Source organism: Hydrogenophaga sp. LT287 (assembly GCF_055702805.1).
Genome location: NZ_JBVPZC010000037.1, coordinates 1 through 20,495, shown reverse-complemented (window position 1 = coordinate 20,495; position 20,495 = coordinate 1). Strand labels below are relative to the sequence as shown.

Genomic DNA, 20,495 nt, shown 5'->3' with positions numbered 1-20,495 from the left:
TCAGAAAGGAGATCGAAAACCAGCGGACCCTATAGACTTATCCACAACCGAATAGCCAAAAAACCCATCAACCCGGTGGCTCAGTATTCGACGTGATCACTGGCTCAGTTGTACTGATGAATCAACAACCTGAAAGCCACGGAAGCCGAGATTGACCGCCTGGAAGAAGCCCTCAGCGCCGTGCGTCTGAAGATGAAACAACACCTCAAGGAGCTGGGACTGTGAACAAACCCTTGCAACCCAACGCACCGCGCAACGTGTTCGAAGGCATCCGCCACACCAGCGCGGAAGGTGCTGAATACTGGCTGGCCCGCGAACTGGCGCGGGTGCTGGACTACCCGCAATACCGCAATTTCCTGCCCGTGATCGAGAAGGCCCGTGAGGCTTGCCTCCAGAGCGGTCTCCCGATCGCAGACCATTTTGCGGATGTCCGCAAAATGGTCGACATTGGCTCCGGCGCCCAGCGCCCCGTCGAAGACATCGAACTCTCGCGCTACGCCTGCTACCTCATCGTGCAGAACGGCGACCCGAGCAAACCCGTCATCGCGCATGGCCAGACCTACTTCGCCGTGCAGACCCGCCGCCAGGAGCTCAACGACGCGGCGCAGTTCCAGCACCTGAGCGAAGACGAGCGGCGCCTGGCCATCCGCAACGAACTGGCCGGACACAACAAAGCCCTGAGCGCCGCCGCCAAAGGCGCGGGCGTGGAAACACCGCTGGACTACGCCGTGTTCCAAGACCATGGCTACAAGGGTCTGTACGGTGGCCTGGGCGCCAAAGACATTCACGCCCACAAAGGGCTGAAGAAAAGCCACAAGATCCTCGACCACATGGGCAGCACCGAACTCGCGGCCAACCTCTTTCGCGCCACGCAAACCGAAGAAAAGCTCAAACGCGAAGGCGTGCAAGGGAAAGCCCAGGCCAACAAAACCCACCACGCCGTGGGCGCCAAGGTGCGCCAGACCATCAAGGAACTGGGCGGTACCCTGCCCGAACAACTGCCGGTGCCGGACAAAAGCATTCAGCAGATCGAACGAGAAAAAACCAAGCAGGTGGCAGCGCCCAGGAAGAAGCCATGAAAGCGTTTCAAAAACGGGCAACTGTTAAACAACACTTAACAGTTGCCCTGGAAGCCACGTTCCACGCGGGTCTTCCTTCATGGAGACATCGCCTGTGAAGACGATACCCCTCGGGAAAATCGCCCAAGTCAGCACAGGTGGCACACCTGACCGCAGCACATCCGAATACTGGGGTGGCAGCATCCCGTGGGTAGGAACGGGTGAAATCGATTTCAATGTCATCCAGAACGCCACCGACTACCTGACCGAAGAGGGTCTGGCCGCATCCGCCGCCAAACTGCTGCCGACCGGCACCTTACTGATGGCGATGTACGGCCAGGGCGTCACGCGCGGCAAGGTCGGCATGCTGGGCATTGAGGCCGCGACCAATCAGGCGTGCGCCACGATTCAGCCCATCGATGGCAGCGTAGAGACCACGTTTCTTTTCCATGCACTGGAAGCCAGCTACACCCGCATCCGCCAGCTCAGCAACACTGGTGGTCAGGACAACTTGAACACCACGCTGATCAAGGAAATCCCCATTCCTTTGTTGAGCAAGGCCGCGCGCGCTGAGATCGTCAAGGTCGCCACCACGTGGAATACCGCTCTGTCGCTGCAGGCCGCCCTCTTGGAAAGCTTGAACAAGCGCAAACAAGGCCTGATGCAGCACCTGCTGACCGGGCACAAGCGACTCAAAGGGTTCAAGGGCAGTTGGAAGCCTCAACGCCTGGGCACGTTCCTGACGCGCGTGACGCGCAAGAACGTCGATAGCTGCACCCGAGCATTGACCGTGTCGGCTCAGCGCGGGATGGTGGAGCAAGGCAGCTACTTCGCCAAGCAGATGGCAGCCGCAGAAAACGAGCACTACCTGCTGATCCAGCGTGGGGAATTTGCCTACAACCGCAGCGCCGCAGCGGGCTACCCTTTTGGGGCCATCAAGCGGCTGGACCGGTTTGACGAAGGCATTGTGTCCACGCTGTGCCTGTGTTTCGGGATCGCCGACACGACACAGACCGATACCGACTTTCTCACCGCGGTTTTCGAGGGCGGCCTGCTCAACCGGCAGTTGCGCGCCATCGCCCATGAAGGCGCCCGCAGCCACGGGCTGCTGAACGTGACGAGCACCGACTTCTTCAAGCTGCAACTGAACCTGCCGCCGCCAGAAGAACAAGCAGCAATCGCCCACGTGCTGAACGCCGCCGATCAAGCATTGCAGTTGCAACGGCAACAGCTCGCCGCCCTGCAACACCAAAAGCGCGCCCTGATGCAACAACTGCTCGCCGGAGAACGCCCATGACCAGCGCCCAGGCCACCAGCCCGCCGCCCGACCCGGACTTCGACCCCAGCGAGGTCATGGCCAGCCAGGCGCCCGCCTTGCAGTTGCTGCTGGCCATGGGCTGGCAGTACCTGAGCCCGGCGCAGGCGCGGCAGCTGCGCGGCCCCCGGTTGGGCCAGGTTGTGCTGGACGAGGTGTTGCGCGACGCGCTCAAGCGCTTCAACCGCATCCACACCACCACCGGCGAACACCTGTTCACCGAAGAAAACCTGAGCGCCGCCATCCAGCGCCTCAAAAGCCTGCCCTACAACGGGCTGCAGCGCACCAACGAGGCGCTGTACGACCTGATCACCCTGGGCACCAGCCTGGAGCAGACGATCGACGGCGACTCGCGCGGGCGCTCACTGCGCTACATCGACTGGCAGCACCCGCTGGACAACACGTTTCAGGTGTCGCCCGAGTTCGTGGTGCAGCGCACGCGCAGCCAGAACACAATACGCTGCGATCTGGCGCTGTTCGTCAACGGCATCCCGCTGGGGCTGATCGAGTGCAAGGCGCCGGGGGTTGACGTGGCGCAGGGGGTGGCGCAGCTGGTGGGCTACCAGGGCGAGAGCCAGGCGCCGCACCTGTTTGTGATGGCGCAGGTGTTGCTGGCCTTGAACGGGCAGACGGCGCGCGTGGGCACGGTGGGCAGCCCGGGGCGCTTCTGGTCGGCCTGGCGCGACGACACGGTGAGCGACGCTTCGGTGGCCGTGCTGCTGGCGCAGCCGCTGCCCGACGGGGTGCGCGCCGATTTGTTTGAACTGGTGCAGCGCCTGAGTGGCGCGCGCACGGTGCCCGGCGTGGCGGAAGAACCGGCCGAGTACCTGGTTGCCCGCAGCGTGACCGACCAGGACCGTGCAGTGGCCGCGCTGCTGGAGCCGCAGCGCTTGCTGCGCCTGATCTTTCACTACACGGTGTTTGATGGCGGCACGCGCAAGCTGGCGCGTTACCAGCAGGTGCGCGCCATCGAGCGCATCGTGGACCGCATCAACCATTGGGAAACCACCGACAGCGGCGCGCGCCGCCGCACGGGCGGCGTGGTGTGGCACACGCAGGGCTCGGGCAAGTCGCTCACCATGGTGATGCTGGCGCGGCGGCTGGCGCTGCTGCCGGGGGTGTTGAACCCGCGCATCGTGCTGGTGACGGACCGCGACGACCTGGACAAGCAGATCGAGGGCACGTTCAAGACCTGCGGCCTGGAGCCGCAGCGCGCCACCTCGGCGCGCGACCTGCTCGCGCTGGTGAAGAGCCCGCGCGCGCAGGTGATCACCACGCTGATCCAGAAGTTTGAGCGGGTGAGCCAGATCGCCCGGCGCTTTGCGGTGGATTCGCCCGATGTGTTCGTGTTGGTGGATGAGGGCCACCGCACCAACTTCGGCACCCTGGCGGCCAAGATGCGGCTGCTGATGCCCAACGCCTGCTACATCGGCTTCACCGGCACGCCAGTGACCCGGCGCGAGCGCAACACGCTGGGCCGCTTTGGCGGGCTAATCGACAGCTACACCATGGACGAAGCGGTGCGCGACGGTGCGGTGGTGAAGCTGCTCTATGAGAGCCGCCTGGTGGATGTGGAGCAGAACCAGGAAGCGATCGACAAGTGGTTTGAGCGGCACACCGCCGGCCTGAACGACGCGCAGCGCGCCGACCTGAAGCGCAAATACTCGCGCGAGAAGATGCTGCAGCAGGCCGACCCCTACCTGTACATGCTGGCGTTTGACATCAGCGAACACTTTCGCAGCACCTGGCAGGGCACGCCGTTCAAGGGGCAGGTGGTGGCGGCCAGCCGGGCAGCGGCGGTCCGGCTCAAGGAGTACATCGACGAGATTGGCCAGGTGAGTTGCGAGGTGCTGATCTCCGGCCCGAACGGGCGCGCCAGCAGCGACGGTGAGGACGACGAGCCCACGGAAGCCGTGCACCGCTTCTGGGACAAGATGATGCAGCGCCACGGCAACGAGGAGGAATACAACAAGCGGCTGATCAGCTCGTTCAAACACGGCGAGGCACCGGAGCTTCTGATCGTGAAAGACAAGCTGCTCACTGGCTTTGACGCACCGCGCAACCGGGTGCTGTACTTGACCCGCGAGCTGCACGAGCACACGCTGCTGCAGGCCATTGCGCGGGTGAACCGGCTGTATGAGGCGCCGATTGAAGAGTCGGGCGGCGAAGACGAGCCGGTGGCGACGGTGGAAAAGGACTTCGGCCAGATCGTGGACTACGCCGGTGTGCTGCAAGAGTTGGACAAGGCGATTTCCAGCTACCAGGCGCTGGCGGGGTTTGAGGAAGGCGACCTCACGGGCATGCTGGTGAACATTCAGACCGAGGTGGCCCAGTTGCCCGACGCCCATGCGCACCTGCTGGAAATTTTCCGCCGCGTGGGCAACCGGCACGACACCAACGCCTACCTGGACGAGCTGCGCGACGACGACGTGCGTCACGACTTTTACGAGCGCCTGTCCGCGTTGGGCCGTTTGCTGCAACTGGCCTTGTCGAGCGAGCGTTTTCTGATGACCACACCGGTGGAGCAGATCGACCGCTACAAAGCCGACATGCTGCGTTTTGCGAAGCTCAAACAGGCGGCGCAGCTGCGCTTTGCCGACGCGGTGGACTTCAAACGCGACTATGAGCCACGCATTCGCAAGCTGCTCAACACGCACTTGCAGGCCAGCGATGTGCTGGTGCTGCGCTCGGCGGTGAACATCCTGGACAACGCCTCGCTGCGCAAGACCATTGACGATCAGGAGGCGACCACGCCGGCCTCGCAGGCCGACATCATCGCCTTCAACACCAAGCGGGTGATTGAAGAGCGCATCAAGGTGGACCCGGCCTATTATGAGAAATTTTCCCGGCTGATTCAGCAGGCGATTGACGACTACCGCGCCCGCCGTATCAACGAGCTGACCTACCTGCAGCGTGCGCAAGAAGCGCGGGATGCCGTGATGAGCCGCCCTCGGGATGACGTGCCGCCCGGGCTGCGTGGCAACGACCACGGCCTGGCTGTGTACGGAACGGTCAAGCGGGTGCTGGACGGGATTCCCGATCTGGCCACAAGCGCAGAGCTGGCCGAAGACATTGCGCTGGCCGTGCTGAACGCCCTGGCTGCGCACCATGTGGTGGACTACTGGCGCAACCTGGACGCCATGAACCAGACACGCATCGGCCTGGACCACTTTCTCTACGACGTGGTGGGGGACGACCGCGGGGTGAAGCTCTCCGCGGTGCAGATGGACGCGATCATTGACCAGGCATTGAACCTGGCCAGGGCGCGGGGCATCAATGGCTGATGTGCTGGACCGCGTACAGGTGATCCGGACGGGGCTTCGGCGCAAGACACTGGCGCTGGAGGTGCACCCGTCGGGTGAGGTTTTTGTGCGCGCACCCGAGGGCTGCGACGGGACACGCATCGACGCCTTGCTGCTCAAGCGCCAGCGCTGGATTGCAGAACAACGGGCGTTCTTTCTGCAGTTTGACCCACGCACGCCGACCCGTGCCTGGGTGCCAGGCGAGTCGCACCTGCACCTGGGCCGCCGCTACAAGTTGCAGATGGAAGCGGGACCAACGCCAGGGGTTCAACTTCGCGGCTCGGACATGGTGGTGACGGTGGAGCCTGGCGACCGCCATCACCCAGAGGTCATCGAAAGCACCGTTCAGCGGTGGCGGCACCAGCAAGCCAAAGCGGTGTTCTTACGGGCATTGAAACACTGCCATGGGCACTATCGCTTCAACCACCTCGATATGCCGCACCTGCGTGTTCAACGTTTGGCCAAACGCTGGGGCAGCCTGTCGCCCAGCGGCTCCATGACATTGCACTCGGCGTTGGTGCAGGCCCCCGGCACGTGTATCAGCTACGTGATTTTTCATGAGTTGTGCCATGCGATCCACCCCGACCACTCGCGCGCCTTCTTCGATTTGCTGACGGAGGTTTGTCCGAAGTGGGTGGCGCACAAGCATCGGCTTGAAACACTGCTGAGGTAAACGTCACTTCAGCCAAACACGTCGATAAGTAAAGTTGAAAACGTCAGCGCGTGTGGCCCAGGCACATGCCTGCGTTGGGCCGGCCTTTGCACTCGCGCTTGAGCCGCTGCTTGCGCGCAGCCGGCTTTTCACTGGACGGCGCGTCAACAAAGGTGACCTTGGCCGGCTTGCGCGGGGCTTCTTTGGCGGTGGTGTTGCCCGCAGCCAGCGTGGGCAGTGCGGCGCCACAAAGCACCACGGCGAACAAAAAAGGCCGCCAAGGCGCGGCACGCGAAACAAGCTTGAACATGGTTTCCTCCTGAGCATGCCCCGTTGGGTTGGGGCGGTGTGTGACGGAAACCATCTTACGGCGCGAGTTTGCAAAACCCGAAAAAAAACCCGCGTGCCTTGCGGCAACGCGGGTTCAACATCCAAAGGAGACACTCAGAAACAACGGGGTGGCAACAGCCTGTGAAGTTTGTTGCGCCCCCCTGAACCGCTCAGCGGTTGTAGGCGGTTTCGCCGTGGGACGTGATGTCCAGGCCTTCGCGTTCGGCTTCTTCCGACACACGCAAACCGACCATCATGTCCACAATCTTGTAGGCCACAAAGGCGACCACAGCGGACCACACCATGGTGATGACCACACCTTCGGCCTGAATGAACAGCTGACCGGCGATAGAGAAGTCTTCAGCGCCCGTGCCGCCAAGGGAAGGTGCTGCAAACACACCCACCAGCAAGGCACCCACGATACCGCCCACGCCGTGCACACCGAACACGTCCAGCGAGTCGTCAGCGCCCAGCATTTTCTTGAGACCCGACACGCCCCAGAGGCAGGCGAAGCCAGACACCAGACCGATGATGATGGCGCCCATGGGGCCCACCGAACCGCAGGCCGGGGTGATGGCAACCAGGCCAGCCACCGCACCCGAAGCCGCACCCAGCATGGACGCTTTGCCCTTGCCCAGCGCTTCACCGATGCACCAGGCCAGCACCGCAGCGGCGGTGGCCACCAGGGTGTTGATGAAGGCCAGGGTGGCGCCACCGTTGGATTCGAGGTTGGAACCGGCGTTGAAACCGAACCAGCCCACCCACAGCAGTGAGGCACCGACCATGGTCAGCGTCAGGCTGTGAGGCGCCATGGATTCTTTGCCGTAGCCAATGCGCTTGCCCAGCATGTAAGCACCCACCAGGCCAGCCATGGCCGCGTTGATGTGCACCACGGTGCCGCCAGCGAAGTCCAACGCGCCTTTGTCCAGCAGGTAACCGCCCGTGCCCCACACCATGTGGGCAATTGGCAGGTAGCTGAAGGTGAACCAGATGGCCGAGAACAGCAGCACCGCGCTGAACTTCATGCGCTCGGCAAACGAGCCCACGATCAGCGCGCAGGTGATGCCGGCAAACGTGGCCTGGAAGGCAATGAAGATGAACTCGGGGATGGCCACACCGGGGGTGAACGTGGCGGCCAGCGAATCCATGGTGACGCCCATCAGGAACACCTTGTCAAGGTTGCCGATGATCAGGCCTTCGCCGCCAAACGCCAGGCTGTAGCCGTACATGGCCCACAGCACCGTGATCAGCGAGAACACCACCATCACCTGCATCAGCACCGACAGCATGTTTTTGCTGCGCACCAGGCCGCCATAAAACAGCGCCAGGCCGGGGATGACCATCAAAATCACCAGCACGGTGGAAATCATCATCCAGGCCACATCGCCCTTGTCGACGGTTGGTTTGGCTTCTTCTGCGGCAGGCGCTTCAGCGGCCACCGCAGCAGCGGGCGCTTCAACGGCAGGGGCGTCTGCAGCGGGTGCGGCTTCGGCTGGAGCGGCCGACGCTGCATCAGCCGGTGCGGTCACCGCAGCCGGCGCTTCGGTGGTCTGGGCCACGGCGTTCAGACCGCCAAAGGCCAGACCCATGCCCAACAACAGGGTTGCAAGTAGTTTTTTCATGTCCGTGATCTTTCTTGAACTGTGGCGGTGATCAGAGCGCTTCTTTGCCGGTTTCACCGGTGCGGATGCGAACCACCTGTTCCAGCGAGGTGACGAAAATCTTGCCGTCGCCGATCTTGCCGGTGCGTGCAGCACCTTCGATGGCTTCGATCACGCGGTCCACCAGGTCGTCGGACACAGCGGCCTCGATCTTGACCTTGGGCAGGAAATCGACCACGTATTCCGCGCCGCGGTACAGCTCGGTGTGGCCCTTCTGGCGGCCGAAGCCCTTGACTTCGGTAACGGTGATGCCTTGCACGCCCATGCCGGAGAGCGCTTCGCGCACTTCGTCCAGTTTGAACGGCTTGATGATGGCGGAGACCATTTTCATGCTGTGATTCCTCTTCTAGATCAGGAGGGTGATCAGGCCGGCTGGCCCACACCACGGGTTGGATTCGGTTGCATTCACACCCAAGCATGGACCGTGCCAACTTTGCACGCCTGTGGCCAAAAACAGGTCGCCATGTGTTGCAAAAGCACCTCCATCCCCCAGACGTGTGCAGGCCGAAGGCCGCCCCTGTGCCATCATGAAAACTCTTTGCCACGCTCGGCGGGTGTCACACCAAAGACGTGCGCACCAAAACAGTGCAATACCGGAAACGGGCCTTCGGGGCCGTTCAACCCGGGTCATGCACCGAAACAGGGAGGAATTCACATGAGTCTGTCGTTGGTGCACAGCCGCGCACTGCTGGGTCTTGAAGCGCGGCCAGTCCAGGTTGAAGTCCATCTGGCCAACGGCCTGCCCAGCTTCACCCTGGTGGGCCTGGCCGATACCGAGGTGAAGGAAGCACGCGAACGCGTGCGCTCGGCCATTGCCAATTCGGGGCTTGAATTTCCATCCAACAAACGCATCACGGTGAACCTGGCGCCGGCCGACCTGCCCAAAGACTCTGGGCGGTTTGACCTGCCGATTGCCGTGGGCATCTTGGCCGCCAGCGGCCAGCTGGACGCCGCGCGGCTGGCGGGCTGGGAGTTTGCCGGTGAACTGTCGCTGGGCGGTGAGCTGCGCCCGGTGCGCGGCGCGCTGGCCATGAGCCTGGCGCTGCACCGCGCCGCTGACACCGAAGCCGCCGCGCAAACCCGGCTGGTGCTGCCACCGGGCAGCGCCGAAGAAGCCGCCCTGGTGCCGCAAGCCCAGGTGCACCGTGCCCGCCACCTGCTTGACGTGGTGGCCCACTTTCTGCACGAAAACGCCAACGCTCCCGGCGAGCCACCGCCCGACGACGGCGGCTGGGTGCGCCTGGCACCCACGCAGCTCGGCCAGGCGCCCAGCTACGCCGACCTGGCCGACGTGAAAGGCCAGGTGGCTGCCAAACGCGCCCTGGAAATTGCCGCCGCCGGTGGCCACAGCTTGTTGATGATGGGCCCGCCGGGCTCGGGCAAAAGCATGCTGGCGCAGCGCTTCGCCGGCCTGCTGCCGCCCATGAGCACACAAGAAGCGCTCGAATCCGCCGCCGTGGCGTCGCTCGCCGGGCGCTTCGCCCTGGATCGCTGGGGCCAGCGCCCCACCTGCGCGCCACACCACACCGCCAGCGCCGTGGCCCTGGTGGGCGGCGGCTCACCACCGCGCCCCGGTGAAATTTCGCTGGCGCACCACGGCGTGCTGTTTTTGGACGAACTGCCGGAATTTCCCCGTGCGGCTTTAGAGGCGCTGCGCGAGCCGCTGGAAAGCGGCCACATCCGCATTTCGCGCGCGGCCATGCAAAGCGAGTTCCCCGCGCGGTTCCAGCTCGTGGCCGCCATGAACCCCTGCCCCTGCGGTTTTCTGGGCCACCCCACCAAAGCCTGCCGCTGCACGCCCGACCAGATCAACCGCTACCAGAGCAAGCTCAGCGGCCCGCTGCTCGACCGCATCGACCTGCACGTGGAAGTGCCCGCCCTGCCCGCCGACGACCTGCTGCACGGCGTGGCCGGCGAACCAAGCGACGCGGTGCGCGAGCGTGTGCAAGCCGCCCGCGAGCGCGCCCAAGCCCGCCAGGGCCAGCCCAACCAGGCGCTGGCCGGGCAGGCACTGGACGAACACGTGCACCCCGAGCCCGCCGCCCTCAAATTCCTGAACACCGCCGCCGCCCGCCTGGGCTGGAGCGCCCGCAGCACCCACCGCGCGCTGCGCGTAGCCCGCACCATTGCCGACCTGGCCGGGGCCGATGCGGTGGGCGTAGGGCACGTGGCGGAAGCGGTGCAGTACCGGCGGGCGCTGCGGCTGGGGTGAACACAGTGGACCGTCAGATCCACCGATGAACATGCGCAATCACAGCTTTAGCAGGACAGACTGGGGCCGATCCGTGCCAGGCGAAATCAGTCCGCTCGTGCACAATCTGTAACATCTAAAGCCCCGCATTCAACGAGAAAGCGCCGTGAAGCCCGCCAAAAAGTCTCTTTACGAATGGCTGCAAGTGAGCCGGCACGCGTCCACTGAGGACATCCAGCAAGCACATGGCCGCCTAGTGGACAAACTGATTGCCGAGCGCTCGAAACTCAGTGCAGCCGACCTCGATCTGCACATGCAGACGCTGAAGCTCGCACTCAACACCTTGTCGAGCCCATCATCTCGCTTTGCTTACGACGCCAAGCTGGCACACGACGAGGCAAGGCAAGAAAGCCTGGCCGCCAGTGCCGCTGCGCAGCCGGAGCAGCTGGGAACTCCGAGTGGATTCATGAACCACCTGCCGCCCGTGAAAGCAGCCACGGCGCGCCATGCCCACCGCACCGAAGCTTCGAAGGAAGAGCGCCTTTCGACGTTGGTGTGGTTGCTGTCCAACCTCAAGTCGTCGCTCACCAAATCGCTGGTATTCATTGGCCTGTTGGCGGTGATGGGCATGGTGCTGCAAATGATGTTCATGCGCGCGGCCGTGACGAATCCACCCAGTGCGCTCCAGCGTTCGGCCGAAGACAAAGCAGTGCTGCAAGAGTATTACCAGACACATGGCGTGCGCCCTGCCAGCCGCGAAGAGGCTGATCTGTTGTCTCGCGAGAACCAGCGAAAGGAAGCTGAAGCGCGCGAGGCGCAACGCAAGCAGCAGATGGCCGAGATGGAGCAGCTCCGTTTCGAACAGGAAACCAAACGCCGGGCCGACGAGGTATCGGCGGCGCTGCGGCGCTCAGAAGAGGAAGCGGTGCGAAAGGCGCTGAACAAACCGTGAGCAGACACCCTGGTGCGCAGCGAATACGCCCCAACCGCCTCAGGTTGGGACTTGCGTGCATGTTCATAGCGGGCACGCTGACGGCCTGCTCGGGCGACGAAGCCTTCAGCCAGAAAGCATTCGCCGGGAAATGGCAGTCGTCGCGCTCCACCATTCCTATTCATCTGTACGAAAACGGTGAGTGGGAAATCAGGCGCGACAGTGGTGAGGTGCTGCAATACGGTGTCTGGCATTACCAAGGCCACCGCATCGTCTGGACTTTCAAGGCCGGCGACCATTTAGACCACGAGGCCAATTCGGTCCTTTCGGTCACGAAGGAAACGTTCAGCCTGCGCGAGCAGGATCAAAGCACCACCGTGTTCAGTCGCCTGGATTGAACACGTCCCTTCAGGGCGCTTAATTGCAGCGCTCTTGGTACCGGGTTTCAAACAACCCCAGGTCGCGCTTTTCGCCTTCGGTCAGGTTCGTGCGTTTCTTGCGGGATTCCAGTGCACTGCGCATCTCCATGCATTGATCCGACTTGCGTTTGACCTCGTTGGCGCTGAGCAACTGCTGTTTTTTCATCGCGTAGTCTTGTTCGGCATTCAGTTGCTCGGTCTCGCGCTTTTCGGCGTACCAGCGCCGCTGCGCTTGCGACTGGTCCTCAGCACACTGATCGTTGTAGTTCCGCCGCATCTCGGCAAAGGAAGGCTGATTGCGCATCACACTCGGAGCCGTGCGCTGAGCTTCCAGCATCGAAGCGCACTTTGGACTCATGTATTTCAGTTCGGGTACCGGGCCTCTTTGAGCCATTACAGGCAAAGCCAAAAGGGCCATGGAACCAGCCAGGCAAACCGAAAGGGAAGACGTCATGCGTACCAGGCTTCGAATCATTTTCACTCCGTGAATCTTTATATGGAATGCGAAATGGCACAGCAACACGCCTGTTCGCAATACCCCGATTTTAATCAACGCGTATTCACTATCTGGACCCTGCAGCGCCCACGCGCGTCCTTTTGTCGTCCCGGCCTCCATCCGTGGGCAGGCTTTCTATGACCAACCCTTGGCACGCAGACGCTAAGCCATGCGGGACAAGAGAATGGGTTCGGCTACTGAAAATCGACTTGCCATGGAGGCAAATCGCGTGGCTCATCAGGTCAACGGCCAAGTGCTCACGGAAAATGAACGACCTCCGGCTTATCCAACCCACTGCACGCTCTTATGACGCTCGAAGATCTCAACGCCACACACGCCTTGGCCAATCACCTGACCTTCATCAGCGGTCCTGGTGGCCTGCCCTTTTTGCAGGTGCGCAACGCGCACGCCGAGGCGGTGGTGTCGTTGTACGGCGCTCAGGTGCTGTCGTACCGACCGGTGGGCGCGGAGGCCGATGTGCTGTTCCTCAGCGAGCGGGCGAGCTACGAGGCGGGCAAGGCCATACGCGGGGGTGTGCCGGTGTGCTGGCCGTGGTTTGGCCCCGACCCGCAGGGCCTGGGGCGGCCGAACCATGGTTTTGCGCGTACCCGGCTGTGGTCGGTGCTGAACACGGACGCCACTCCAGCGGGCGAAACGCAGGTAACGCTGGGCCTGCGGGACACGCCCGACACCCGCGCCCTGTGGCCGCACGCGTTTGAGCTGACGCTGCAAATCACCGTGGGCACCACGCTGCGGCTGGCGCTGACCACGCGCAACACGGGCGATGCGCCGTTTCAGATCACGCAGGCGCTGCACAGTTACTTTGCGGTAGGCGACATAGCGCGCACCGCAGTGACTGGGCTGGAGGGCTGCAGCTACATCGACAATGCCACCGGCGCGGGCGGCGCGGTGAAGCGGCAAACGGGTGCCGTGCACATCGCCGCCGAAGTGGACCGCATTTACACCGGTGTACCCGCCGCACTGACGATCGTTGATGACGCTTTGCAGCGCCGCACCCGCCTGAGCGCACAGGGCAGCCGCACGGCGGTGATGTGGAACCCCTGGATCTCCATCGCTGCAGGCATGACCGACCTGAAGGACGACGCGTACCTGCGCTTCGTCTGCGTGGAAACCGCCAACGCGGCGGACGAGGTGGTGACAGTGCCGCCAGGTGGCGAGCACGGTATGGCGGTCGAGGTATCGGTCTAGTTCTGCTGCCTCTGGCGGTTCGCCTCTTCCATCTGGCGGAACCGGACACAGACCGGGTCGGCCGCCCGGGCGGCGTCGTTGCAGGCTCGAATGCGGCAGATGTCCCGGGCGATGAAGTTGCTGCGATCGGCACACTGCTGGTCCACCGATGCGGTAACTGCGGGCAAACGGTCCGATTCGCCTGGGGCCGATGGTCGCGGCAATCCATCAGCCTGGGTTGCGGCAGGTTCCGGCTGTGGGGTAGCGGGCGGGCTCTGTCGTTCGGCCTGCGCAGTACCGCGCGGGTTGGAAGCTTTGGCGGATTTGGGTTCTTTTTTCACGGGTACCGGGCGGGGCGGGACTTCGCTCGGGAGCAGGGCTTCTGCAACGGCTGGCACCGTTAGGGCGGCGGTGATGGTGACCTGCACCCGTGGCCCTGCGGTCGGCTCTGGCTGGGCCACCACAGGCGCCCCAACCGGCACATAGGGCGCAGCAGGGTGCTGTGCCTGTACCCACCAGGCAGCACCAATTGCAACCAGCAAAGCCGGGCCGATGATCCAGCCCCAGCGGCGGCGAGCCAACACCACACCGGTGCTGGCCGCTGTACCAGGCAGGCTCGGGCTCAGCGAGGCCTCGCAGGACTTGCACACCGTGGCGGAGCGCCGGTTGAGCGCATGGCACGCAGGGCAGGCCAGCCCTCTAGACGCCGGCGCAGGCGCAGGCGCAGGCGCAGGCGCAGGCACAGCCGCAGCGAGCGGCACGAGCGCCTGGGCGCACCCCTTGCAAAATTTGGCTTTGTCCCTGTTTTCGGCACCGCAAGCCGCGCACACCGCCATGAATCACCCCAAGTCCAACACTGTGCTGGCCTTGTAGCACGCGCTTCCTGCACCACCCCCCACCGTCAGGTCGGCGGCCAACCCGGCTGGACGAGCGGCTTCAGAGGTTGGTGCCCAGCCAGCGCTTGAGATCGGTCACCGCCACGCCGCTGCGCGCGGCCAGGTCTTGCATCTGGTCTTCGCCGAGTTTGCCCACGTTGAAATAGGTGCTGTCGGGGTGGCTCAGGTAGAAACCGCTCACGCTGGCGGCCGGCGTCATGGCCAGGCTTTCGGTCAGACCCATGCCAATGTCGTCGCACTGCAACAGCGCAAACATGGCGCGCTTGACCGAATGGTCGGGGCAGGCCGGGTAGCCCGGTGCGGGGCGGATGCCCTGGTACTTTTCTTTGATGAGCTCTTCGTTGCTCAGCGCCTCACCCGCGGCGTAACCCCACAGGTCGGTGCGCACGCGGTGGTGCAAACACTCGGCAAAGGCTTCGGCCAGGCGGTCTGCGAGCGACTTGAACAGAATGGCGCTGTAGTCGTCGTGCGCGTCGAGAAACTGCTTTTCTTTCTTTTCGCTGCCCAGCCCGGCGGTCACGGCGAACAGGCCCACGTAGTCGTTGGCCGCGCCCTTGGGCGCCACAAAATCGGCCAGGCAGCGGCTGGGGCGCATCACGCCTTCCACCATCTGCTTTTCGGTTTGCTGGCGCAGGCCGTGCCAGGTCAGCGCCACCTGGCTGCGGGTCTCATCGGTGTACAGCTCAATGTCGTCGTCGTTCACCGTGTTGGCCGGGTACAGACCGATCACGCCATTGGCGCTGAGCCAGCGGCCTTCAATGATCTTCTTCAGCATGGCCTGCCCATCAGCAAACACCTTGCGGGCCTGCTCGCCCACCACGGCGTCGTCCAGGATGGCGGGGTACGGGCCGGCCAGGTCCCAGGTCTGAAAGAACGGCGCCCAGTCGATGAATTTGGCGATCTCGGCCAGGTCGAAATTCTTGAACTGGCGCTTGCCAATGAACTTGGGTTGGGTGGGTGTGAAGCCCGCCCACTTGATGGGCGTTTTGTTGGCGCGCGCCTGCGCCAGCGGCCACAGCGTCACCTGCTTTTTGTTGGCGTGCTGGGTGCGCACCTTGTCGTAGTCGGCGTTGAGTTCGGCGATGTATTTGGCCGCCTGATCGCTCAGCAAACCCTGCGCCACGCTCACGCTGCGCGAAGCGTCGGGCACATACACCACCGGGCCGCTGTAGTGCGGCGCGATCTTCACGGCGGTGTGCACACGGCTGCAGGTGGCGCCACCAATGAGCAGTGGAATCTGCGCGTCGCGAAAGTGCGCGTCTTTCTCCATCTCGCTGGCTACGTACTGCATTTCTTCCAGGCTGGGCGTGATCAGGCCCGACAGGCCCACGATGTCTGCGCCCTCTTTCTTCGCCATGGCGAGGATCTCGTGGCAGGGCACCATCACGCCCATGTTCACCACCTCGAAGTTGTTGCACTGCAAAACCACGGTGACGATGTTTTTGCCGATGTCGTGCACGTCGCCCTTCACGGTGGCAATCACAATCTTGCCCTTGGCTTTCACGTCGCCACCGGCCGCCTGCAGCGCCAGCTTTTCGGCTTCGATGTAGGGCAGCAAGTGGGCCACGGCCTGCTTCATCACGCGCGCGCTTTTCACCACCTGCGGCAGAAACATCTTGCCCTGGCCAAACAGATCGCCCACCACGTTCATGCCGTCCATGAGCGGGCCCTCGATCACGTTCAGCGGGCGCCCGCCGGCGGCCTCAATCAGGCGCCACATTTCTTCCGTGTCTTCGGTGATGTGCTCGTTCATGCCGCGCACCAGCGCGTGTGTGAGCCGCTCGCGGATGGGCAGGCCGCGCCACTCGTTTTTCTTGCTGTCGTCCTTGGCCGCGCCCTTGGCGTTTTCGGCCACTTCCACCAGGCGCTCGCCCGCATCAGGCCGGCGGTTCAACACCACGTCTTCCACGCGCTCCCGCAACTCGGGCTCCAGCTCGTCGTACACGCCCACCATGCCCGCGTTGACGATGCCCATGTCCATGCCGGCTTTGATGGCGTGGTACAGAAAGACGGTGTGGATCGCCTCGCGCACCGGGTCGTTGCCCCGAAAGCTGAACGACACGTTGGACACACCGCCGCTCACCTTGGCGCCCGGCAGGTGCTGCTTGATCCAGCGCGTGGCGTTGATGAAATCGACCGCGTAGTTGTTGTGCTCTTCAATGCCGGTGGCGATGGCGAAGATGTTGGGGTCGAAGATGATGTCTTCCGGCGGGAAACCCACTTCATCCACCAGCACGCGGTAAGCGCGCTCGCAAATTTCCACCTTGCGCTCGTAGGTGTCAGCCTGGCCCTTTTCGTCAAAGGCCATCACCACCGCAGCGGCGCCGTAGCGCTTCACCAGCCCGGCCTGGCGCTTGAACTCGTCCACGCCCTCTTTCATGCTGATCGAGTTGACGACGCCCTTGCCCTGCACGCAGCGCAGGCCGGCTTCAATCACGTCCCACTTCGAGCTGTCCACCATCACCGGCACACGCGCAATGTCGGGCTCGCCGGCGATCAGGTTCAGGAACTTCACCATCGCGGCCTTGCTGTCCAGCATGGCCTCGTCCATGTTGATGTCGATGATCTGCGCACCGTTTTCCACCTGCTGACGCGCCACGGCCAGCGCCTGCTCGTATTCGCCGTTCAGGATCATGCGAGCAAACGCCTTGGAGCCGGTGACGTTGGTGCGCTCGCCCACGTTCACAAACAGGCTGTCGGTGCCAATGCGCAGCGGCTCCAGGCCAGACAGCAGCATGGGCGGCACGGCCACGGCGGACGAAGAAGAAGACGAGGTGGAATCAACGGACATGGGGCTCACCAGGGTTGCAGGCTGAAACTGGTGAGCGCCGTTGGGGGCCGGACGGACCGGCGGGGCGGTAGACGCCCGGTGTCTCAAGCCTGACGCCCACCGGGTCGGTGGGTCGCTGCAGCGCTCCTTGAGAGGGATTGATTTTAAAGCATGGCCCAGTGGCACTCTGCTGCGGGGCTTGTGCGCTCATGGAGTGCTTCAGCAGCTAGGTAGACCTGCCTTGACCTCGTTTGGGTGAGGTAGCCGCTCAAGCCTCTCAAGATCGCCCGGCCAGCAGCCCCACCAGCTCAGCAGGGCCCGCCTCACGCGTGTAAAAGCCTTCTTTCGTTGGATGGCAGGGTTTTAAAGCCTGCTTTCATGTGGTTCATCACGTCTCTGGTGCGATGTTTGCTTGCAGTACCCGCAACCGCCACACAGCCATGCCACCGCACCGCCCACTTTCCGACGCCAGCGACCCCGCCACCGACTGGCCCACCCAGGAACTCCTGCTCATGCGCGAGGTGATGAAGCTCGTGGGCCGTAGCCTGGCGCCGGCGTTTGTGCTGCGCGAAATGCTGCACCTCATGAGCGAGCTGCTGGGCCTGAACCGGGGGCGCATGGTGCTGGCTGACGAGGTGTTGCCGGACCAGCCGCGCACGGCTTCGGTGCGCCATGCTTACGGCCTCACCACCGACGAGGCGGCGCGCGGCGTGTTCCGTTGGGGCGAAGGCATCACCGGGCGGGTGCTGGCCAGCGGGCTGCCCGCCATCGTGCAAGACGTGGACGCCGAACCCCTGTTTTTGTTTCGCACCGTGGCGCGGGCCGAGCTGCCGCCGCAGACCGTGGCCTACCTTGCGCTGCCCATTGAAATCAACGGCGCCACCGTGGGCGTGCTGGGCTGCCACCGCATCCGCAGCCGCCAGCGCCACCTGAACGACGACCTGGCCGTGCTGCGCCTGCTGGCCACGCTGGCTGGGCAACTGCTCCAGCTGGAACAGCTGGTGGCCGAGCAAACCCGCCAGCTCGAAGCCCGCAACGAAGTGCTCAGCCGCGCGCTGGACACCCACACCGCGCGCTACGGCCTCATTGGCCGTTCGCCCGCGCTGCTGCAAGCGCTGGGCGAGCTGGAAAGGGTGTCGCAATCCCAAGCCACGGTGCTGCTGCTGGGCGAGTCGGGCACCGGCAAAGAGCTGTTTGCCCGCGCCGTGCACCTGGCCAGTGGCCGGCATGTACAGCCCTTCATCAAGGTCAACTGTTCGGCCATTCCCGAAACGCTGTTTGAAAGTGAACTCTTTGGCCACGAGCGCGGTGCATTCACGGGCGCCCACAGCGCGCGCCCCGGCTGGTTTGAGCAGGCCAACGGCGGCACCATTTTTCTGGACGAAATTGGCGAACTGCCACTGCCCATGCAAAGCAAGCTGCTGCGCACCCTGCAAGAAGGCACGCTGGTGCGCCTGGGCGGCCAACGCGAACTGCGCATCGACGTGCGGCTGGTGGCCGCCACCAACCGCGACCTGGCCCGCGAGGTGCAGGCCGGGCGCTTCCGGCAAGACCTGTATTACCGGCTCAACGTCATCCCCATTCGCCTGCCCAGCCTGCGCGAGCGCCGCGAAGACGTGCGCGCCCTGGCGCTGCATTTTGTAAGCCGCGCCAACCAGGCGCACCAGCGCAACGTGTACCTGGCGCCCGACGCGCTGGCCCGGTTGGAAGCGCACAACTGGCCCGGCAACATCCGCGAGCTGGGCAACCTGATTGAGCGGCTGGTGCTGCTGGCCGATCACCCCGGCATCAGCGCCGCCGCGCTGGAACGCTTCATGCCCGAAGCCTGGGCACCGCTGGCCACAGCCGAGCCGCCACCCAGCTTGCCCCTGCTGGCAAGCCACGTGCGCGACTACCAAAGTGCCCGTTCACACAGCACCCAAACCCTGCAAGACGCCCTGCTGCGCCACCACGGCAACCAGAGCCAAGCCGCGCAAAGCCTGGGGCTCACGCTGCGGCAGTTTGGCTACCGGTTGAGGAAGGCGGGATTGAGGTGAGGCGATTCAAGCGACGACGGAATCGCCTGTAGGCTGGCGACCGGACCGGCGAGGTGCGGTCCGTCGAGCTGGGTGGGCGCTGCTGTAGCAGACCCGTGCGCATGAGCCGCCTATGGCTCACCGCACAGCGCCTGGCCCGAGAGCCGGGCGCCGTAGTGGGTTAGCTCAGGTGCTTGCCCACCAGCCCGGTCATTTCAAACATGGTGACTTCGTCTTTGCCGAACACCGCCTTGAGCTTGGCGTCCGCCAAGATGTTGCGCTTGTTTGCCGGGTTCTGCAGGTTGTTGGCCTTGATGTATTCCCACATGAGCTTCACCACTTCGGTGCGGGGTTGCGGCGTTGCACCGATCACAGCGGCCAGCTCGGCGCTGGGGGTGAGGGCTCGGCTGAATGCGGTTGGCTTCTTGGCAGTGGTCATGTGAAACTCGTGGGTTAAAGCGGCCCATTCTAGGGCGTGCGCCAGATCCCTCTGCAACCACCCGCCTAGGACCAAGCGGGGTCGAGGATCTTGGCGCCTGTTATGAGGCAGGCGCAGGGTCGATGACCAAGCTGGGGGGACGCTGGTGCCACCACTGGGGCAGCCGACGGTTGTCCGAGTCCGAACGGCTCTTGAAGGTCAAGCGGGCATCGACTTTATGGGTAGCGAAATGCTTATCGCGCCGTTCCTTCAGCGTTCGAAACCACGGCATCGATCTGGATCAACGCGCCCTTAGGCAGTTCCGAAACACCAACGAAGCGACTGGCCGGTCCTGCGCTCTGAAAATGCGTGGCACAGAGTCTATTGACAGCATCGGCATCAGCAAGGTTCTTCAGGTAGACATTGACCTTGACCACGTCGGCCATCGAGTGGTTGATGCTCTCCACGATGGCTTTAATATTGGCCAAGCACTGCTCGGCTTGCTCTGCAACGCCGCCGGAAACCAGGTTGCCCGTCTTTGCATCGATCGGCAGTTGCGCCGACAGGTGGTTGTAATGCGAGAACGCCACGGTTTGCGTTGACAGCGTGTTGATTCATTTCCAAAACTGGGCCATTTCGGGACGCGTTCACGTTGAAATCTGAGCCACGTTGCCGCTCTATCCTGCTGAATTTTTCAGCACGGAGGAGCAGGAGTGATCAACGTGAGCACATTGAGCAAGTTACGCCGCCTCGTGCTGAGGCAGGACGTGTCGGTGCGCGAGGCCAGCAGGCGCCTCGGTATCTCGCGCAACACAGCCACCAAGTGGCTCAAGGACGGCCAGATGGCCGAGCC

Annotated in this window: 18 protein-coding genes and 1 riboswitch; of the genes, 10 read left to right on the top strand and 8 right to left on the bottom strand. The window is 63.7% G+C overall.

Translation table 11 applies throughout. From position 1 onward, the window contains the following. Positions 1 to 221: 221 nt before the first annotated feature. The 4 genes from dinD to AC0GNR_RS17660 all read left to right on the top strand — a co-directional run bounded on the left by dinD (position 222) and on the right by AC0GNR_RS17660 (position 6,348). The gene (gene dinD, locus AC0GNR_RS17675) at positions 222 to 1,079 is read left to right on the top strand and encodes a DNA damage-inducible protein D (RefSeq protein ID WP_472902172.1); all 858 of its coding nucleotides are present in this window, start codon (positions 222 to 224) and stop codon (positions 1,077 to 1,079) included. 94 nt (positions 1,080 to 1,173) lie between these two features. Further along, entirely contained in the window at positions 1,174 to 2,355 is a 1,182-nt protein-coding gene (locus tag AC0GNR_RS17670) for a restriction endonuclease subunit S (RefSeq protein ID WP_472902171.1), read from the top strand. Then, a complete protein-coding gene (locus tag AC0GNR_RS17665) occupies positions 2,352 to 5,657 on the top strand; it encodes a type I restriction endonuclease subunit R (RefSeq protein WP_472902170.1) in 3,306 nt (1,101 codons plus the stop codon). Before AC0GNR_RS17670 ends, AC0GNR_RS17665 begins: the two co-directional genes overlap by 4 nt. Then, positions 5,650 to 6,348, top strand: coding sequence for a M48 family metallopeptidase (locus AC0GNR_RS17660; RefSeq protein WP_472902169.1), 699 nt, complete (start codon positions 5,650 to 5,652; stop codon positions 6,346 to 6,348). The genes AC0GNR_RS17665 and AC0GNR_RS17660 overlap by 8 nt, the downstream gene beginning before the upstream one ends. Positions 6,349 to 6,391: 43 nt before the next feature. Here AC0GNR_RS17660 and AC0GNR_RS17655 read toward each other — a convergent pair whose 3' ends face one another. From AC0GNR_RS17655 to glnK, 3 genes are all read right to left on the bottom strand, one after another. Beyond that, positions 6,392 to 6,637: a hypothetical protein gene (locus tag AC0GNR_RS17655; RefSeq protein ID WP_472902168.1), complete on the bottom strand. Its 246-nt coding sequence runs from the start codon at positions 6,635 to 6,637 to the stop codon at positions 6,392 to 6,394. A 190-nt stretch (positions 6,638 to 6,827) separates the two neighbouring features. Next, positions 6,828 to 8,279 (bottom strand): ammonium transporter, encoded by a 1,452-nt coding sequence (locus AC0GNR_RS17650; protein WP_472902167.1) that lies wholly within the window; start codon positions 8,277 to 8,279, stop codon positions 6,828 to 6,830. A 31-nt stretch (positions 8,280 to 8,310) separates the two neighbouring features. Beyond that, complete coding sequence (gene glnK, locus AC0GNR_RS17645; protein WP_056264790.1) at positions 8,311 to 8,649, bottom strand: P-II family nitrogen regulator; 339 nt, start codon at positions 8,647 to 8,649, stop codon at positions 8,311 to 8,313. Between the two features lie 324 nt (positions 8,650 to 8,973). Here glnK and AC0GNR_RS17640 point away from each other — a divergent pair, with 324 nt between their 5' ends. The 3 genes from AC0GNR_RS17640 to AC0GNR_RS17630 all read left to right on the top strand — a co-directional run bounded on the left by AC0GNR_RS17640 (position 8,974) and on the right by AC0GNR_RS17630 (position 11,838). Then, a complete protein-coding gene (locus AC0GNR_RS17640) occupies positions 8,974 to 10,530 on the top strand; it encodes a YifB family Mg chelatase-like AAA ATPase (protein ID WP_472902166.1) in 1,557 nt (518 codons plus the stop codon). Positions 10,531 to 10,675: 145 nt separating this feature from the next. Then, a complete protein-coding gene (locus AC0GNR_RS17635; protein ID WP_472902165.1) occupies positions 10,676 to 11,461 on the top strand; it encodes a hypothetical protein in 786 nt (261 codons plus the stop codon). 59 nt (positions 11,462 to 11,520) lie between these two features. After that, entirely contained in the window at positions 11,521 to 11,838 is a 318-nt protein-coding gene (locus tag AC0GNR_RS17630; RefSeq protein WP_472902164.1) for a hypothetical protein, read from the top strand. 19 nt (positions 11,839 to 11,857) lie between these two features. On the opposite strand, the gene AC0GNR_RS17625 is transcribed toward AC0GNR_RS17630, so the two are convergent. Beyond that, positions 11,858 to 12,313 carry a hypothetical protein gene (locus tag AC0GNR_RS17625; RefSeq protein WP_472902163.1) on the bottom strand — a complete coding sequence of 152 codons (456 nt, stop codon included), beginning with the start codon at positions 12,311 to 12,313 and terminating at the stop codon, positions 11,858 to 11,860. A gap of 348 nt (positions 12,314 to 12,661) precedes the next feature. On the opposite strand from AC0GNR_RS17625, the gene AC0GNR_RS17620 reads away from it, so the two are divergent. Next, complete coding sequence (locus AC0GNR_RS17620; RefSeq protein ID WP_472902162.1) at positions 12,662 to 13,564, top strand: D-hexose-6-phosphate mutarotase; 903 nt, start codon at positions 12,662 to 12,664, stop codon at positions 13,562 to 13,564. On the opposite strand, the gene AC0GNR_RS17615 is transcribed toward AC0GNR_RS17620, so the two are convergent. Beyond that, a complete protein-coding gene (locus AC0GNR_RS17615; RefSeq protein ID WP_472902161.1) occupies positions 13,561 to 14,379 on the bottom strand; it encodes a double zinc ribbon domain-containing protein in 819 nt (272 codons plus the stop codon). The two genes, AC0GNR_RS17620 and AC0GNR_RS17615, sit on opposite strands and share 4 nt — an antisense overlap. 100 nt (positions 14,380 to 14,479) lie before the next feature. After that, on the bottom strand, positions 14,480 to 17,176 hold the full coding sequence (gene metH / locus AC0GNR_RS17610; RefSeq protein ID WP_472902173.1) for a methionine synthase: 2,697 nt from the start codon (positions 17,174 to 17,176) through the stop codon (positions 14,480 to 14,482). Between the two features lie 79 nt (positions 17,177 to 17,255). Further along, a riboswitch (S-adenosyl-L-homocysteine riboswitch) is annotated at positions 17,256 to 17,365 on the bottom strand. Between the two features lie 284 nt (positions 17,366 to 17,649). On the opposite strand from metH, the gene AC0GNR_RS17605 reads away from it, so the two are divergent. Further along, on the top strand, positions 17,650 to 19,245 hold the full coding sequence (locus tag AC0GNR_RS17605) for a sigma-54-dependent Fis family transcriptional regulator (protein WP_472902160.1): 1,596 nt from the start codon (positions 17,650 to 17,652) through the stop codon (positions 19,243 to 19,245). Positions 19,246 to 19,405: 160 nt separating this feature from the next. Here the strand turns inward: AC0GNR_RS17605 and AC0GNR_RS17600 are convergent, their stop codons facing one another. Both AC0GNR_RS17600 and AC0GNR_RS17595 read right to left on the bottom strand, forming a co-directional pair. Then, positions 19,406 to 19,663, bottom strand: a complete 258-nt coding sequence (locus AC0GNR_RS17600; RefSeq protein ID WP_472902159.1) for an SWIB/MDM2 domain-containing protein — start codon at positions 19,661 to 19,663, stop codon at positions 19,406 to 19,408. A gap of 233 nt (positions 19,664 to 19,896) precedes the next feature. Further along, positions 19,897 to 20,232, bottom strand: coding sequence for a RidA family protein (locus AC0GNR_RS17595; protein ID WP_472902158.1), 336 nt, complete (start codon positions 20,230 to 20,232; stop codon positions 19,897 to 19,899). A 132-nt stretch (positions 20,233 to 20,364) separates the two neighbouring features. On the opposite strand from AC0GNR_RS17595, the gene AC0GNR_RS17590 reads away from it, so the two are divergent. Next, on the top strand, positions 20,365 to 20,495 hold a 131-nt coding region (locus AC0GNR_RS17590), incomplete at its 3' end, for a helix-turn-helix domain-containing protein (RefSeq protein ID WP_472901826.1).

Excerpts from the sequence above, each read along its gene's own strand:
- AC0GNR_RS17665 (WP_472902170.1), top strand. The coding sequence starts at position 2,352 with ATGACCAGCGCCCAGGCCACCAGCCCGCCGCCCGACCCGGACTTCGAC.
- AC0GNR_RS17660 (WP_472902169.1), top strand. The coding sequence starts at position 5,650 with ATGGCTGATGTGCTGGACCGCGTACAGGTGATCCGGACGGGGCTTCGG.
- AC0GNR_RS17655 (WP_472902168.1), bottom strand. The coding sequence starts at position 6,637 with ATGTTCAAGCTTGTTTCGCGTGCCGCGCCTTGGCGGCCTTTTTTGTTC.
- AC0GNR_RS17650 (WP_472902167.1), bottom strand. The coding sequence starts at position 8,279 with ATGAAAAAACTACTTGCAACCCTGTTGTTGGGCATGGGTCTGGCCTTT.
- glnK (WP_056264790.1), bottom strand. The coding sequence starts at position 8,649 with ATGAAAATGGTCTCCGCCATCATCAAGCCGTTCAAACTGGACGAAGTG.
- AC0GNR_RS17640 (WP_472902166.1), top strand. The coding sequence starts at position 8,974 with ATGAGTCTGTCGTTGGTGCACAGCCGCGCACTGCTGGGTCTTGAAGCG.
- AC0GNR_RS17630 (WP_472902164.1), top strand. The coding sequence starts at position 11,521 with ATGTTCATAGCGGGCACGCTGACGGCCTGCTCGGGCGACGAAGCCTTC.
- AC0GNR_RS17625 (WP_472902163.1), bottom strand. The coding sequence starts at position 12,313 with ATGACGTCTTCCCTTTCGGTTTGCCTGGCTGGTTCCATGGCCCTTTTG.
- AC0GNR_RS17620 (WP_472902162.1), top strand. The coding sequence starts at position 12,662 with ATGACGCTCGAAGATCTCAACGCCACACACGCCTTGGCCAATCACCTG.
- AC0GNR_RS17615 (WP_472902161.1), bottom strand. The coding sequence starts at position 14,379 with ATGGCGGTGTGCGCGGCTTGCGGTGCCGAAAACAGGGACAAAGCCAAA.
- metH (WP_472902173.1), bottom strand. The coding sequence starts at position 17,176 with ATGCTGCTGTCTGGCCTGGAGCCGCTGCGCATTGGCACCGACAGCCTG.
- AC0GNR_RS17605 (WP_472902160.1), top strand. The coding sequence starts at position 17,650 with ATGCCACCGCACCGCCCACTTTCCGACGCCAGCGACCCCGCCACCGAC.
- AC0GNR_RS17600 (WP_472902159.1), bottom strand. The coding sequence starts at position 19,663 with ATGACCACTGCCAAGAAGCCAACCGCATTCAGCCGAGCCCTCACCCCC.